The sequence below is a fragment of the Candidatus Accumulibacter contiguus genome, assembly GCF_036625285.1.
GTDB lineage: Bacteria > Pseudomonadota > Gammaproteobacteria > Burkholderiales > Rhodocyclaceae > Accumulibacter > Accumulibacter contiguus.
The window spans coordinates 2,448,039-2,462,429 of record NZ_JAZKUC010000001.1; the positions used below are offsets into that span (position 1 = coordinate 2,448,039).

The 14,391-nt window shown below is 62.1% G+C and carries 11 protein-coding genes; 7 read left to right on the forward strand and 4 right to left on the reverse strand.

The features are described from left to right. Nucleotide 1 precedes the first annotated feature (1 nt). Nucleotides 2–334, forward strand: coding sequence for a cell division protein ZapA (locus tag V5B59_RS12030; RefSeq protein WP_169071155.1), 333 nt, complete (start codon nt 2–4; stop codon nt 332–334). Nucleotides 335–643: 309 nt separating this feature from the next. Here the strand turns inward: V5B59_RS12030 and V5B59_RS12035 are convergent, their stop codons facing one another. After that, nucleotides 644–1,297, reverse strand: a complete 654-nt coding sequence (locus V5B59_RS12035; RefSeq protein ID WP_034913037.1) for an MT-A70 family methyltransferase — start codon at nt 1,295–1,297, stop codon at nt 644–646. Between the two features lie 178 nt (nt 1,298–1,475). Between V5B59_RS12035 and V5B59_RS12040 the strand changes: the two genes are divergently transcribed. Together V5B59_RS12040 and cobC are read left to right on the forward strand one after the other, a co-directional pair. After that, nucleotides 1,476–2,228 carry an adenosylcobinamide-GDP ribazoletransferase gene (locus V5B59_RS12040; RefSeq protein ID WP_169071154.1) on the forward strand — a complete coding sequence of 251 codons (753 nt, stop codon included), beginning with the start codon at nt 1,476–1,478 and terminating at the stop codon, nt 2,226–2,228. Beyond that, on the forward strand, nt 2,213–2,797 hold the full coding sequence (gene cobC, locus V5B59_RS12045) for an alpha-ribazole phosphatase family protein (RefSeq protein ID WP_169071153.1): 585 nt from the start codon (nt 2,213–2,215) through the stop codon (nt 2,795–2,797). The genes V5B59_RS12040 and cobC overlap by 16 nt, the downstream gene beginning before the upstream one ends. Before the next feature lie 130 nt (nt 2,798–2,927). Here the strand turns inward: cobC and V5B59_RS12050 are convergent, their stop codons facing one another. The 3 genes from V5B59_RS12050 to rocF form a co-directional block, all read right to left on the reverse strand. Then, on the reverse strand, nt 2,928–3,365 hold the full coding sequence (locus tag V5B59_RS12050; protein WP_169071152.1) for a PaaI family thioesterase: 438 nt from the start codon (nt 3,363–3,365) through the stop codon (nt 2,928–2,930). Nucleotides 3,366–3,411: 46 nt separating this feature from the next. Continuing rightward, complete coding sequence (locus V5B59_RS12055; RefSeq protein WP_169071151.1) at nt 3,412–4,632, reverse strand: MFS transporter; 1,221 nt, start codon at nt 4,630–4,632, stop codon at nt 3,412–3,414. 130 nt (nt 4,633–4,762) lie between these two features. Next, complete coding sequence (gene rocF, locus V5B59_RS12060) at nt 4,763–5,686, reverse strand: arginase (RefSeq protein ID WP_034910502.1); 924 nt, start codon at nt 5,684–5,686, stop codon at nt 4,763–4,765. A 321-nt stretch (nt 5,687–6,007) separates the two neighbouring features. Here rocF and V5B59_RS12065 point away from each other — a divergent pair, with 321 nt between their 5' ends. Genes V5B59_RS12065 through narH form a run of 4 tightly spaced genes read left to right on the forward strand, consistent with a single transcriptional unit; the run spans nt 6,008 to nt 14,390 of the window. After that, nucleotides 6,008–7,255: an MFS transporter gene (locus V5B59_RS12065; RefSeq protein ID WP_034910503.1), complete on the forward strand. Its 1,248-nt coding sequence runs from the start codon at nt 6,008–6,010 to the stop codon at nt 7,253–7,255. Between the two features lie 37 nt (nt 7,256–7,292). Beyond that, on the forward strand, nt 7,293–8,939 hold the full coding sequence (locus V5B59_RS12070) for an antiporter (protein ID WP_332351906.1): 1,647 nt from the start codon (nt 7,293–7,295) through the stop codon (nt 8,937–8,939). Nucleotides 8,940–8,979: 40 nt separating this feature from the next. After that, complete coding sequence (locus V5B59_RS12075) at nt 8,980–12,861, forward strand: nitrate reductase subunit alpha (protein ID WP_169071099.1); 3,882 nt, start codon at nt 8,980–8,982, stop codon at nt 12,859–12,861. Next, complete coding sequence (gene narH / locus V5B59_RS12080) at nt 12,858–14,390, forward strand: nitrate reductase subunit beta (protein WP_169071098.1); 1,533 nt, start codon at nt 12,858–12,860, stop codon at nt 14,388–14,390. The genes V5B59_RS12075 and narH overlap by 4 nt, the downstream gene beginning before the upstream one ends. The last annotated feature ends 1 nt before the right edge of the window (nt 14,391 follow it).

The following is a 14,391-nucleotide window of genomic DNA, read 5'->3' on the forward strand; positions in this document are numbered from 1 at the left end:
GATGCCCAACGAAGCCAATTATCTCGACATCGTCCTGCTTGGCAAGGAATACCGTGTCGCCTGCCCAAGCGATCAACACGCTGCGCTACTCCAGGCGGCAGACTATGTTGACGGGAAAATGCGCGATATCGCCGGAAAAACCAAGAGCAATCTTCCCGAGCGCATTGCCGTCATGACTGCGCTCAACATCGCTCACGAGCACCTCGGCCGAAATCAGGAATTTCCGGAGCAGCATCAGAAAATTGAATCTGAAATAGAGCTGGACATGAGCGCGCTTAGGGGTAGAATCTTCGCCATGGAGGCAGAGCTTGATCTGGTGCTGAAGTCGGATTAGGGTTGTTTGTCATTCCGGCCTCCAAGAGAGTTCCCTGCGGTGTTGTCAGGTCATAGATTCCTTGAACCAATGCTAAATGGCATTGGTCGCAGACCATAGAAACCGCTGTTGTGTGCGCCCCTTGTCGGACGTGCCTGATGCGGAAGGGAAGTGACCTATCTGAACCGAGGTTCAGGATGCCGGCCTGATGGCATCCGCAGGGACAAAAGCGCGGAACCTCTGGTTTCGCGCTTTTTTGTGTCCCGCTTGTGCCCGTTTCTGGCGAAACGTCGGTTCCTGAGGTACCGTCGAGTATGCAACGCGCCGCTATCACCCCTTCGCGGGAAGGCAGTCCGCTTCCGCCTGCGAGTGATTGGCATAGGTCGGCCAGTCGGGAACGTACTCGTCAGCCTGGCTGCCCCAGGTGCTCCAGCCCTCTCGCGAGCCGCGGGCAAACATCTCCAGGAAGGGACCGGGCGAGCAGGACTCGATCAACGCATAGGCTTCGTCCGGCTTGCGGGAATGTTCCCGCTTGCGGCTCTTGATGATGTTGACCTGGCGGCGGCCGGGGGCCAGCGTGCGCGCGTCCTTCCCCCGGACGCCGAACAGGATCAGCTCGGTCGTATTGCGAAAATAGAAACCGACGCCGCGCCCGTCCGGGCCGCCATCCGCGCGGATCTTGTGCCACACAAGGTTGCTCTTGTATGCGAAGCCCCAGGCGGCGAGGACGCGCAGGCCTTCCGGCAGCAGGGCGTTCGGCACCCACAGGTAGAGGTGTGCGGTGCTTTCGACGATCTCGGCCACGGGCAGCGCCAGAATGTCGTCCAGCGTCATCGTTGAGTAGCGGTTCAGGCGCTTGTGCTCCGGTGCCATCTTGCCGGTCCGGTTCTGAAACTGCCATGGCGGATCGGCGAGAACGGTGCGAAACTTCCGCTCCCCGACGCGCTGCAGCAGGTCGGCAGCCGCCGGAAAATGATTCGTCATCGGTTTCCTTCTTCAATGGGAAAGGGCTTGGGGACTTTGCACACCCAGGTCGGGCAGTCACACTGAAAGTACCCTGCAGGTCGTCGCAGTGCGTGATGATACCCGTACTGGAAACAGCAGGCGATGGCCATGAAACGGCATATCGGGATACCATCGGGGAATTTGCGAAGGGCAGCAGATGCTCAGGCGTGAGCTTGCATACTTCTTCGGCGCGCTGCGCTTTTTCACGCGCCTGCCGGTTCCGGCCTGGGTAGGGCACAGCAGCGAGGCACTCGACCGATCGACGCGGTATTTTCCGGCAGTGGGGCTGCTGATCGGCGCAATCGCCGCGCTGGTTTTCATCCTGACTTCTTTCGTCTGGCCGACGACGCTGGCGGTGCTGGCGGCAATGGCCAGTTCGCTCTATCTGACCGGGGCGTTTCACGAAGACGGCTGGAGCGACATGGTCGACGGTTTCGGCGGCGGCTGGGAGAAGGCACAGATCCTGACCATCATGAAGGACTCGCGAATCGGCAGCTTCGGCGCGATCGCGCTGGTGATGCTGCTGCTCGCGCGCTTCTGCGCCTTGATCGAGTTCGACTGGCTGACAATTCCCCTGGCCCTGCTGGCCGGCCACACCGTTTCCCGTTTCGCTGCGACGACGCTGTTGCGCGGCCTCGACTATGTGCGCGACGAGGGGAAAGCGAAGCCGCTGGCCACCCGCATCGGCTGGGGCGAACTCGGCTTTGCCGGGCTCACCGCCGTGCTGCCGCTGCTGTTTCTGCCACCGCTGGAGGCTCTGCTCGGCTGCGTATCTGCCGCCCTGGCAACGCTGTGGCTGGCGCGCATGTTCCGGCGGCAGATCGGTGGCTATACCGGCGACTGCCTCGGCGCTACCCAGCAATGCTCGGAACTTGCCTTTTACTGCGGGCTGTTGTGCAGCTTTTCCTGATCCGCCACCCACGACCACGGCTTGCCGTCGGTGTCTGCTACGGCCAACTCGATGTCGAAGCAGAGAACCCGCAGCCGATCGCCGAGCGTCTGCGTGCGCTGTTGCCCGCAGCGACGCCGGTCATTGCCAGCCCGTTGCGGCGTGCGCGCTGCCTGGCCGAGGCCTTGCATCCGCAACCGCTGTTCGATGAACGCCTGCTGGAGATCGACTTTGGCGAATGGGAAGGCGTCGCCTGGGAGCAGATCGATCGCCAGCTGCTCGACGCCTGGGCTGCTGATCTGCTGCACTTCGTCGCGCCGGGCGGCGAATCGGCGGCGATGCTGCAGGCGCGAGTGCTTGACTGCGTCGACAGTCTGCGTGGCAGCCGCGTCGCCCTCGTCACCCACGCCGGTGTCATCCGCGCCCTGCTCGGTCACTGGCTGCAGTTGCCGATTGCCGAGTGGAGCCGGCTGGATCTCGATTTCGGGAGCATCACGCTGCTCGAAATCGATACCAGCGGGAAGGATTTGCAGCGAGCAGAGCAAGTCCAGCCGTGTGCGCCCGGCATTCTGCATTACCGCAACCGTTGACTCGCTTTCGATACCGTACCCGAGGCAGGTCAAACACTCCATCAACTGGCAAGATGCAGGAAGTACAAAGCGCGCTGAACCGGAATGCTGGAACCCGAGCAGCCGGTGGCGCACGCCAAGGTCGTCGGAGCTACCGTTCGGCCTTGGGCCAGAGGATCATCTGCGTGCAACGGAACAGAGCCAGCTTGCGTCCGCTGGCCTCATCGGTGACCACCGCATCCCAGACCTGCGTGTTGCGTCCGAGGTGTTGGGCAGTCGCCGTACAGGCGACACTACCTTCCCTGACGGTGCCGAGATGGTTGCTCTTGAGCTCGATGGTCGTAAAGGACTGTGCTCCTTCCGGAAGGTGCGCGATGGTCGCATAACCGCAGCTCGTGTCGGCCAGCGCGACGACGCTGGCTGCGTGCAGGAAATCGTTGGGTGCGACGTGCAGTTTCCGGATCGGCATCCGGCTGCTGAGCGTATTCGGCTCCAGCTTCAGAATCACGATGCCAAGGTAGCCCGGCAGGTAGTCGCTGCCTTGCTGATTGAGGAGTTCGATGGTGATGTTGCTGCGCAGTAAGCTCATGGTCGGCGATCCGGAGTGGTGAAGAGGACGTTTTTCGGAGCACATCTCAGGCCGGCGCAAGAGCCCTGCTTACAGGTGCTTCGCGGATCGGCAGGTTGATGAGTGCAGCGGCGGCGGCCAGCGCCATGTCGGCGTACCACATCCAGCCGAAGTCGCCGAAGCGGACGATGACCAGTCCGCCCAGCCAGGCGCCGAGGAAGCCGCCGATCTGGTGCGAAAGCAGGGTCATACCGAACAGCGTGGCCAGGTAGCGAACTCCGAACAGCTTGCCGACGATGGCCGCCGTCGGAGGAACGGTTGCCAGCCAGGTGAAACCGAGACCGGCAGCGAAGACGTAGAAAGTCAGCGCCGTGCGCGGCGCCATCAGGTAAGCGGCGACGAGCACGGCGCGCGAGCCGTACATGATGGCCAGCACGTACTTGCTGCGATAGCGGGAGACGCAGGCACCCGCGTAGAGGCTGCCCAGGATGTTGGCCAGGCCAATGATCGCCAGCGACCAACTGGCGACCTCGGGAGGCAGCCCGCACAGATTGACCTCACCAGGCAGGTGGGTGACCAGAAAGGCGATGTGGAAGCCGCAGGTGAAAAAGCCGGCATGCAGCAGCAGGTAGCTGCGGTCGCCGAAGGCCTCGCGCAAGGCCGCCCACAAACCCTTGTCGGTGCGTTCGACAGTACGGGCTGGCGCGGCCGGCAGCGGGCCGGCGACCCGCCGCACCAGTGGCAGCGCCGCCAGGGTCAGCACTGCCAGGAGCCACATCGCACCCATCCAGCCGAGCGCCTGGATCGCCTTCTGGAGGATCGGAGCAAAGACGAACTGCCCAAAGGAACCGCCGGCATTGATCACTCCCGACGCCGTGCCGCGCACTTCCAGCGGCAGGCGCTGCGCAGCGGCGCCGATCAGCACGGAAAAGCTCCCGGCACCGGAACCCACCGCCGCCAGCAGGCCGAGCGACACCACCAGGCCAAACCCCGAAGTGGCGTATGGTGTGATCGCGCAACCCGCCGCCAGCGTGACGATCCCGCCCATGAGTACGGCGCGTGGACCGAAGCGATCAGCCAGGGCGCCGGCCACCGGCTGAATTGCGCCCCAGGTGAATTGGCCAATGGCGAGCGCCAGGCTGATGGTGGCAATTCCCAGTCCGCTCGTGTGGTTGATCGGCGAGATGAGCAGGCCGAAGGACTGTCGCGTTCCCATCGTCACCATCAGGATGCCGGCCGCGGCCAGGGTGATGGTCATGACGCCGGGACGGTTGAGTGAGCGCAGCATGGCAGTGGCCTCTGGTAAATTGGTCGGAGCACTATCGGCTCTGGGTCAAGCGAACTATATTTGGAAACTGCATCGGCAAGCAGAGCTTGCCGACCTCCGTGGGCATCTGAGCAGTGCCTGTGAAGTATCACTACTGGTGCATGCGCATCAGTATACTTTTTCCGAACAGGCTCTCTACCAGGTCCACCGCCAGTTCCGCAGTCATGTTTCGCCGATCAAGCGCCGGGTTGAGTTCGACGATATCGAGCGAGCACAACCGTCCGGTATCAGCGATCATTTCCATGCATAGCTGCGCCTCACGATACGTCGGACCACCTCGCACCGTGGTCCCCACCCCGGGCGCGATCTCTGGATCCAGAAAATCAAGGTCGAGGCTGACATGCAGGTGCGTCTCCGGACAGATCCCGGCCAGGGCCTGCTCCATGGTTGCGCGCATTCCGACTTCGTCGACGTAGCGCATGTCGAAGACTTCGATGCCGATCTCGGCCAGGAAGCGCTTTTCCCCTGCGTCGACACAGCGAATGCCGATCTGGCGAATCTGGTGTGGCAATATCGCCGGTACAGTGCCGCCAATCCGGGTCAATTCCGCAGGGCCATGACCGCACAGGCAAGCCACCGGCATGCCATGGATGTTGCCGCTGGGCGTCAGCGTGGCGGTATTGAAATCGGCGTGCGCGTCGAACCATAATATCTGGAGCTTCTTTCCCGTCTTCCGGCAATGACACGCGATGGCGCTGATCGAACCGATGGCAAGACAGTGGTCTCCGCCCAGGATGATCGGCAAGCGCCCTTCCTCCAGTTCCACATGCACCGCAGCGTGCAGGCTACGGTTCCACGCCACGACTTCAGGCATGTGGCGGAAACCGTTGATCGCGGGCAGTTCGGGATTGCTCGGGCCGCTCAGATTGCCACAGTCCCTGACCTCGGCACCAAACCGGGCGATCGCCTTGACAATGCCGGCGACCCGCAACGCCTCCGGCCCCATTCTGGCACCACACCTTCCAGCACCCACGTCGGTAGGAACGCCGATGATGCTCACTAACGGTGTGGTCATCGAAGTGGCTGAACTCTGTTCATATTGGATGGCCGGATTATACTGCCAGCGTCATCACCTCCGGCAGAGCGATGACCCGGTTCGAACCCGACGGCGCAGCCAGGACATCTGTGGCCGGCCGGGTCGCCGGTGATGCGCTGTGTAGCCACCTCACTGCAGTGGGCACCGAGCCAGGAGAGCGCGAGCAGCGCCGTCGCATTGCGGCCTTTCAGGAGCATTGGCCGGGGCGGTGAGATTGCCGAATCTTGATCCATATCATGTCTGCCGATGTGGCTCCTGCCGTAATCTCGACCTATTGATCTACAGCTAGGGACGGGTTTCATGAACAAGCAGAGTCAAGGGCTGGCGGTGCTGATCGTCAGCACGCTGGCATTTACCGTGTGTTTCATGGTGTGGATGATGTTTGGCGTGATCGGCATCCCGATCAAAACCACGCTCGGCCTCAACGCCACCGAGTTCGGCTTGCTGACGGCGACCCCGGTACTGACCGGCTCGCTGATTCGCGTTCCCCTGGGCATGTGGACCGACAAATTCGGTGGTCGCATCGTGCTGTTCGCCCTGATGATGCTGTGTGTCGTGCCGATCTTCCTGATCTCCTACGCGACAGAGTACTGGCACTTCCTGGTATTAGGCTTGTTCGTGGGCATGGCTGGCGGCTCCTTCTCGGTCGGGACGCCGTATGTGGCGCGCTGGTTCAGCAGGGAACGGCAGGGGTTTGCCATGGGCATCTACGGTGCCGGCAATTCGGGTGCCGCGGTCAACAAATTCGTCGCCCCGGCGCTGATCATTGCCTTTGGCTGGACAGCCGTTCCCCAGGTCTATGCGGGAATCATGCTCGGCACGGCTCTCCTCTTCTGGTCTCTGAGTCATTCCGATCCGGCGCATCTGGTCGATTCGAAGATCACCTGGCGTGAGCAATTGCTGGCGCTCAAGGATCCCAAGGTCTGGAAGCTCTGCCAGTACTATTCGATCGTTTTTGGCGGTTACGTCGCGATGAGCCTGTGGATGGTCCAGTACTACGTCGGCGAATTCGGCTTGAGCATCCAGACCGCGGCCTTGCTGGCGGCCTGTTTTTCGCTGCCCGGTGGCGTGCTGCGCGCCGTCGGCGGCTGGTTTTCTGATCGTCTCGGAGCACATGCCGTGACCTGGTGGGTATTGTGGCTGAGCTGGATCTGCCTGTTCCTGCTGAGTTACCCGCAAACAGACTTCACGATCATGACGGTCAACGGCCCCAGGTCGTTTCACATCGGGCTGAACGTCTACCTCTTTACCGCACTGGTGTTCGTTCTGGGCATCGCCTGGGCCTTCGGCAAAGCGTCGGTGTTCAAGTACATCTCCGATGAGTACCCCACCAACATCGGCGTCATTTCCGGCATCGTCGGACTGGCCGGTGGCCTCGGTGGCTTCGTGCTGCCGATCATGTTCGGCGCGCTGATGGACCTGACCGGCATTCGCTCCAGTGCATTCATGTTGATGTACGGCGTGGTCTGGGTTTCGCTGATCTGGATGTACTACACCGAGGTGCGCGGCACTCGCCTGATGGGCGCCAGCAGCATCCCAGCCCCGTAAGACTGCACACGCCACACCTCTTTACATCGGAGCCCTTATGCAAAGCACCAACCCTGCCGCGCCCGTGCGCACGAGTTCGGCTGACGTCATCGACTGGCGACCCGAGGACGATACCTTCTGGGAGAGCACCGGCAAGAAGATCGCCTACCGCAACCTCTGGATTTCGGTGCCGGCACTGCTCTGTGGCTTTGCGGTCTGGGGCATGTGGGGAATCATCACCGTGCAGATGCTCAACCTCGGGTTTCCGTTCACCCAGGCCGAGCTGTTCACGCTGACCGCGATTGCGGGCATTGCCGGTGCGACGATGCGCATCCCGGCGTCGTTCCTGATCCGCCTGGCCGGCGGACGCAACACCATCTTTCTGACCACGGCGATGCTGCTGTCGCCGGCGATCGGCACCGGCATTGCCCTGCAGCACAAGGACTGGCCACTGTGGGCATTTCAGCTGATGGCGCTGTGGTCGGGCGTCGGTGGTGGCAACTTCGCAAGCTCGATGTCCAACATCAGTACCTTTTTCCCGAAGCGGCTGCAGGGTACCGCGCTGGGCCTGAACGCCGGGCTCGGCAACTTCGGTGTGACGACGATGCAGATCGTCATTCCGTTGGTGATGACCGTTGGCCTGTTCGGCGCCTTCGCTGGCGAGCCGATGACGCTGATGAAAGACAGCGGCTGGATCTTCGGCAAGATCGTTGCCGGTACGCCGACCTGGATCCAGAACGCCGGCTTCGCCTGGGTACTCTCGCTGGTCCCCTTGTCGGCGCTGTGCTGGTTCGGCATGAACAACCTGAAGACGGTTTCGCCAGACACCGGCAGCCCGATCATCGCATTCGCCAAGATCATCTACCTGTATTCGCTGGCCTTCGTGCCGGCCATCGCCATCCTGTACCTGTATCTGCCCGCGCCGACCGGCCTGGGTCTGATCAATATGTGGGTCGCCGTTCCGCTCGACGTGATCAGCGCCCTGCTGGTGATGCGGCTCGCGGCCTTCGGCACGATGAAGGAGAACGTCGCCAAGCAGTTCAAGATCTTCGGTGACAAGCACACCTGGTCGATGACCTTGCTGTACATCGTGACCTTCGGCTCGTTCATCGGCTTCTCGATGGCGCTGCCGCTGTCGATCACGGTGATCTTCGGCATCAGCCACGTCCCTGATGCCAACGGCGTGTTGCAGCACACATTGAAGAATCCGAACGCACCCTCGGCCTTCACCTATGCCTGGATCGGCCCCTTCGTAGGCGCAGCGATCCGGCCGGTCGGCGGCTGGATTTCCGACAAGCTGGGCGGTTCGATCGTCACCCAGGTCATCTCCGCGGCCATGGTCGTCGCCTCGATCGCCGTGGGCTACGTGATGATGCAGGCCTACGCCTCGGCCACGCCGGAACAGTACTTCCCGGCATTTCTCGGCCTGTTCATCGTGCTCTTCGCTGCCAGCGGCATCGGCAACGGCTCGACTTTCCGCACCATCGGGGTGATCTTCGACCGTCAGCAGGCTGGCCCTGTCCTCGGCTGGACCTCGGCCATCGCCGCCTATGGCGCCTTCATCGCGCCGGTGGTGATCGGTCAGCAGATCAAGACCGGTACGCCAGAGATTGCCATGTACGGTTTTGCTGCCTTTTACGCCTTGTGTCTGGTGCTCAACTGGTGGTTCTACCTGCGTGCGAATGCGTACGTAAAGAATCCCTGACCGCCCAGAGACCCCCCGCCCAAGTTCCCGAGGAATTCGCATGAGCCACTTTCTAGATCGACTGAGCTACTTTTCCGCACCGAAAGAAGCCTTTTCCGATGACCATGGGATGGTCACCGGCGAGGACCGCACCTGGGAAGATGCCTACCGCAATCGCTGGGCGCACGACAAGGTCGTTCGCTCCACGCACGGAGTCAATTGCACGGGTTCGTGCTCGTGGAAAATCTACGTCAAGGGCGGCATCGTCACCTGGGAAACACAGCAGACCGACTATCCGCGCACACGCTGGGACATGCCCAACCACGAGCCGCGCGGCTGTGCGCGCGGCGCAAGCTATAGCTGGTACCTGTACAGCGCCAATCGCGTCAAACATCCGATGGTACGCGGGCGCCTGCTCAAGAGCTGGCGTGCAGCGCGCCTGGAACAGGATCCAGTGGCGGCCTGGGCGTCGATTGTCGAATCCGAGAGCAGGCGCCGCGACTACCAGAGCGTGCGTGGACTCGGCGGCTTCGTTCGTTCGAGCTGGGACGAGGTCAACGAAATCGTTGCCGCAGCCAACGTCTACACGATCAAGAAATACGGTCCCGACCGGGTGATCGGCTTCTCGCCGATTCCCGCCATGTCGATGGTCAGCTACGCGGCCGGCAGTCGCTATCTGAGCCTGATCGGCGGGGTGTGCATGAGCTTCTACGACTGGTACTGCGACCTGCCGCCGTCCAGCCCGCAGGTCTGGGGCGAGCAGACCGACGTTCCCGAATCCGCCGACTGGTACAACTCCACTTTCATCATCGCCTGGGGTTCGAATGTCCCTCAGACGCGTACGCCCGACGCCCACTTCTTCACCGAGGTGCGCTACAAGGGTGCCAAGACCGTCGCCGTCACACCCGACTATTCCGAAGTCGCCAAGCTCGCCGATCTGTGGATGCACCCCAAACAGGGCACCGATGCTGCGGTGGCGATGGCGATGGGGCATGTGATCCTGAAGGAATTCTATTTCGACAAACGCAGCGAGTACTTCGACGACTACGCGCGCCGCTATACCGACCTGCCGCTGCTGGTGATGCTCAAGGAGCATACCGGCGCCGGCGGTGGGCCACTGCTGGTCCCGGATCGGTACGTGCGCGCCTCCGACTTCGACGGCAAATTCAGCCAGGACAACAATCCCGAGTGGAAAACCGTGGCGATCGACGAAACCGGCAAGGTGGTGCTGCCAAATGGTTCGATCGGTTTTCGCTGGGGCGCTGAAGGGCGTGCCGACCAAGGCAAGTGGAACCTCGAAGCCCGCGAGGCCGTCGCCGGCGACCAGGTCAGGCTCAAGCTATCGCTGCTCGAAGGAGCCACCTCGGCGGCGCAGACGGCGCGGGTCGGTTTCCCGTATTTCGGCGGCATCGAGAGCGAGCATTTCCCGAACAATGCGCAAAGCGACGTGCTGGTACGCACGGTGCCGGTACAGCGCCTCACGCTGGCCGGCGATGCTGGCCCGCGCGAGGTACTGGTGGCGACGGTATTCGACCTGCAGGTCGCCAACTATGGCGTTGCGCGTGGCCTGCCCGGTGAACAGGCGGCGTCGAGCTTCGATGACAACACGCCCTACACACCAGCATGGCAGGAGCGCATCACCGGCGTGCCGCGCGAGCAGATCATCACCGTCGCCCGCCAGTTCGCGGACAACGCCGACAAGACGCACGGCAAGTCGATGGTGATCATCGGCGCGGCGATGAACCACTGGTACCACAGCGACATGAACTACCGCGGGGTCATCAACATGCTGATGATGTGTGGCTGTATCGGCCAGAGCGGTGGCGGCTGGGCGCACTACGTCGGTCAGGAGAAGCTGCGTCCGCAGACCGGCTGGACGGCACTGGCCTTCGCGCTCGACTGGATTCGTCCACCTCGCCAGATGAACTCCACCAGCTTCTTCTACGCGCATACCGATCAGTGGCGTTACGAAAAGCTCGGCATGGAAGAGGTGCTCTCGCCCTTGGCCGACAGGGCCCAATACGCCGGCAGCATGATCGACTACAACGTGCGCGCCGAACGCATGGGCTGGCTGCCTTCGGCGCCGCAACTGCAGACGCATCCGATGCAGGTGGCGCGCGACGCGCAGGCGGCCGGACTGGAGGCCAGGGACTACGTCGCCAGGTCGCTCAAGGATGGCTCGCTGAAAATGAGCTGCAGCGATCCCGATCACCCCAGCAACTGGCCACGCAACCTGTTCGTCTGGCGATCCAACTTGCTGGGTTCCTCGGGCAAGGGGCATGAGTACTTCCTCAAGCACCTGCTCGGGACCAGCAACGGCGTGCAGGGCAAGGATCTGGGCGCTGAAATCGACGACCCCCAGGCGCTGCGCGCCGCCCCCCAAGGGGGTCCGGCCGCCTTGGGGCAGCCCGGCGCCGGCCGGAACGCCAAGCCGAGCGAAGTCGTCTGGCACGAAAAAGGTCCGGAAGGCAAGCTCGACCTGCTGGTGACGCTCGATTTTCGCATGAGCACCACCTGCCTCTACTCGGACATCGTTCTGCCGACGGCCACCTGGTACGAGAAGAACGATCTCAACACCAGCGACATGCACCCCTTCATCCATCCGTTGTCGGCGGCAGTAGACCCGGCCTGGCAATCGCGCAGCGACTGGGAAATCTACAAGGGCTTCGCCAGAAAGTTCAGTGAAGTGTGTGTCGGCCACCTCGGAGTCGAAAGGGAAGTCGTGCTCACCCCGATGATGCACGATACGGCCGGAGAACTGGCGCAGCCGCTGGACGTGAAGGACTGGAAACGCGGCGAGACCGACCTGATTCCCGGCAAGACCGCGCCGCAGGTGCAGGTCGTCGAACGTGACTACCCGAACGTCTACAAGCGCTTTACCGCCCTCGGTCCACTGATGGGCAAGCTCGGCAATGGCGGCAAGGGAATCGGCTGGAACACACAGGACGAGGTGAAGCAACTCGGCGAACTCAGCGGCCTGGTTCAGTCCGAAGGCGCTTCCTGCGGCATGCCGAACATCGACACGGATATCGACGCCTGCGAAGTGATTCTGCAGCTCGCACCGGAAACCAACGGCCATGTGGCAGTCAAGGCCTGGAAAGCACTTGGCAAGCAGACCGGGCTCGATCATACGCATCTCGCGCTGTACCGCGAGGACGAGAAGATTCGCTATCGCGACATCCAGGCGCAACCGCGCAAGATCATCAGCTCTCCGACCTGGAGCGGCATCGAGAGCGAGACGGTTTCCTACAACGCCGGCTACACCAACGTGCATGAGCTGATCCCCTGGCGCACGCTGACCGGGCGCCAGCAGTTTTACCTGGACCACCCCTGGATGATCGCTTTCGGAGAAGGCTTCTCGAGCTATCGCCCACCGGTCGATCTGAAGACCACCGCCGGCATTCATGGCCGCAGGCGCAATGGCAACCCGGAGATCCTGCTCAACTTCATTACTCCGCACCAGAAATGGGGGATTCACTCGACCTATACCGACAATCTGATGATGCTGACCCTGAGCCGTGGCGGCCCGATCATCTGGTTGAGCGAAGACGACGCCAGGAGCGCCGGCATCGTCGATAACGACTGGGTCGAACTCTTCAACGTCAATGGCGCCATCGCCGCGCGGGCGGTGGTCAGTCAGCGGGTCAAGCCGGGCATGGTGATGATGTACCACGCACAGGAAAAGATCGTGAACACCCCCGGCGCCGAGATCACCGGCGTACGTGGCGGCATTCACAACTCGGTGACGCGCATCGTTCTCAAACCGACGCACATGATCGGTGGTTACGCTCAGTTCTCGTACGGCTTCAACTATTACGGGACCATCGGCACCAACCGTGACGAGTTCGTCGTGGTGCGCAAGATGAACAAGATCGACTGGCTCGACACACCGGTTGGCAGCGAACGTATCGCGCTCGTACAGGCACAAGGAGAAAACGCATGAAAGTCCGCGCACAAATCGGCATGGTGCTCAACCTCGACAAGTGCATCGGTTGTCACACCTGTTCTGTCACCTGCAAGAACGTCTGGACGAGTCGCCCGGGAATGGAATACGCCTGGTTCAACAACGTCGAAACCAAGCCCGGCATCGGTTACCCCAAGGAATGGGAGAACCAGGACAAGTGGAACGGCGGCTGGATGCGCAAGGCGAACGGCTCGATCGAGCCGCGCCAGGGCGGCAAGTGGAAGCTCTTGATGAAGATCTTCGCCAATCCCAACCTGCCGGAGATCGACGACTACTACGAGCCCTTCACTTTTGACTACGACCACCTGCAAAGTGCACCGGAGATGAAGGCCAGTCCGACGGCGCGGCCGCGCAGCCTGATCACCGGCATGCAGATGGACAAGATCGTCTGGGGACCGAACTGGGAAGAGATCCTCGGCGGCGAGTTCAGCAAGCGCAGCGTCGACAAGAACTTCGACGGCTTCGAGGCCGCGCAGAAAGCGATGGTGGGTGAATTCGAGAACACCTTCATGATGTATCTGCCGCGGCTTTGCGAGCACTGCCTGAACCCGGCGTGTGTGGCGAGTTGCCCGTCGGGTTCGATCTACAAGCGCGAGGAAGACGGCATCGTCCTGATCGACCAGGACAAGTGCCGCGGCTGGCGCATGTGCGTCAGCGGCTGCCCGTACAAGAAAATCTACTACAACTGGAAGAGCGGCAAGGCGGAGAAGTGCATTTTCTGCTATCCCCGTATCGAATCCGGGCAACCGACGGTCTGTTCGGAGACCTGCGTCGGCCGCATTCGCTATCTGGGCGTCCTGCTGTATGACGCCGACCGGATCGAGGAAGCCGCCGCAGTCGAACACGATCGCAACCTCTACCCGGCGCAACTGCAGGTCTTCCTCGACCCGAACGATCCCAAGATCATCGAACAGGCGCGCCGCGACGGCATTCCCGATGCCTGGATGGACGCTGCGCGCAAGAGTCCGGTCTATAAAATGGCCATCGACTGGAAGGTCGCCCTGCCGCTGCATCCCGAATACCGCACGCTGCCCATGGTCTGGTACGTGCCGCCGCTGTCGCCAATCACTGCTGCCGCCCATGCCGGTCAATTGGGAAGCAACGGCGAGATCCCCGACGTCAAGCAACTGCGTATCCCGGTCAAGTACCTGGCCAACCTGCTGACCGCCGGCGATACTACGCCAGTGGTGCGGGCGCTTGAGCGGATGCTGGCGATGCGTGCGTATCAGCGCGCAAAGCATGTCGAAGGCCGCACCGACCTGGACGTTCTCAAGCAGGTTCAGATGACCCAGGCGGAAGTCGAAGAGATGTATCAGGTGATGGCCATCGCCAACTACGAAGACCGCTTCGTGATCCCGACCAGCCACCGCGAGTATGCCGAGAACACTTTCAACGTGCGCGGCGGCTGTGGCTTCTCGTTCGGCAACGGCTGCTCCGAAGGAATCGGCGAGATGAGCCTGTTCGGCAGCGAGAAGAAGCGAACGATTCCCATCAAGGCGGAGGTCTGAG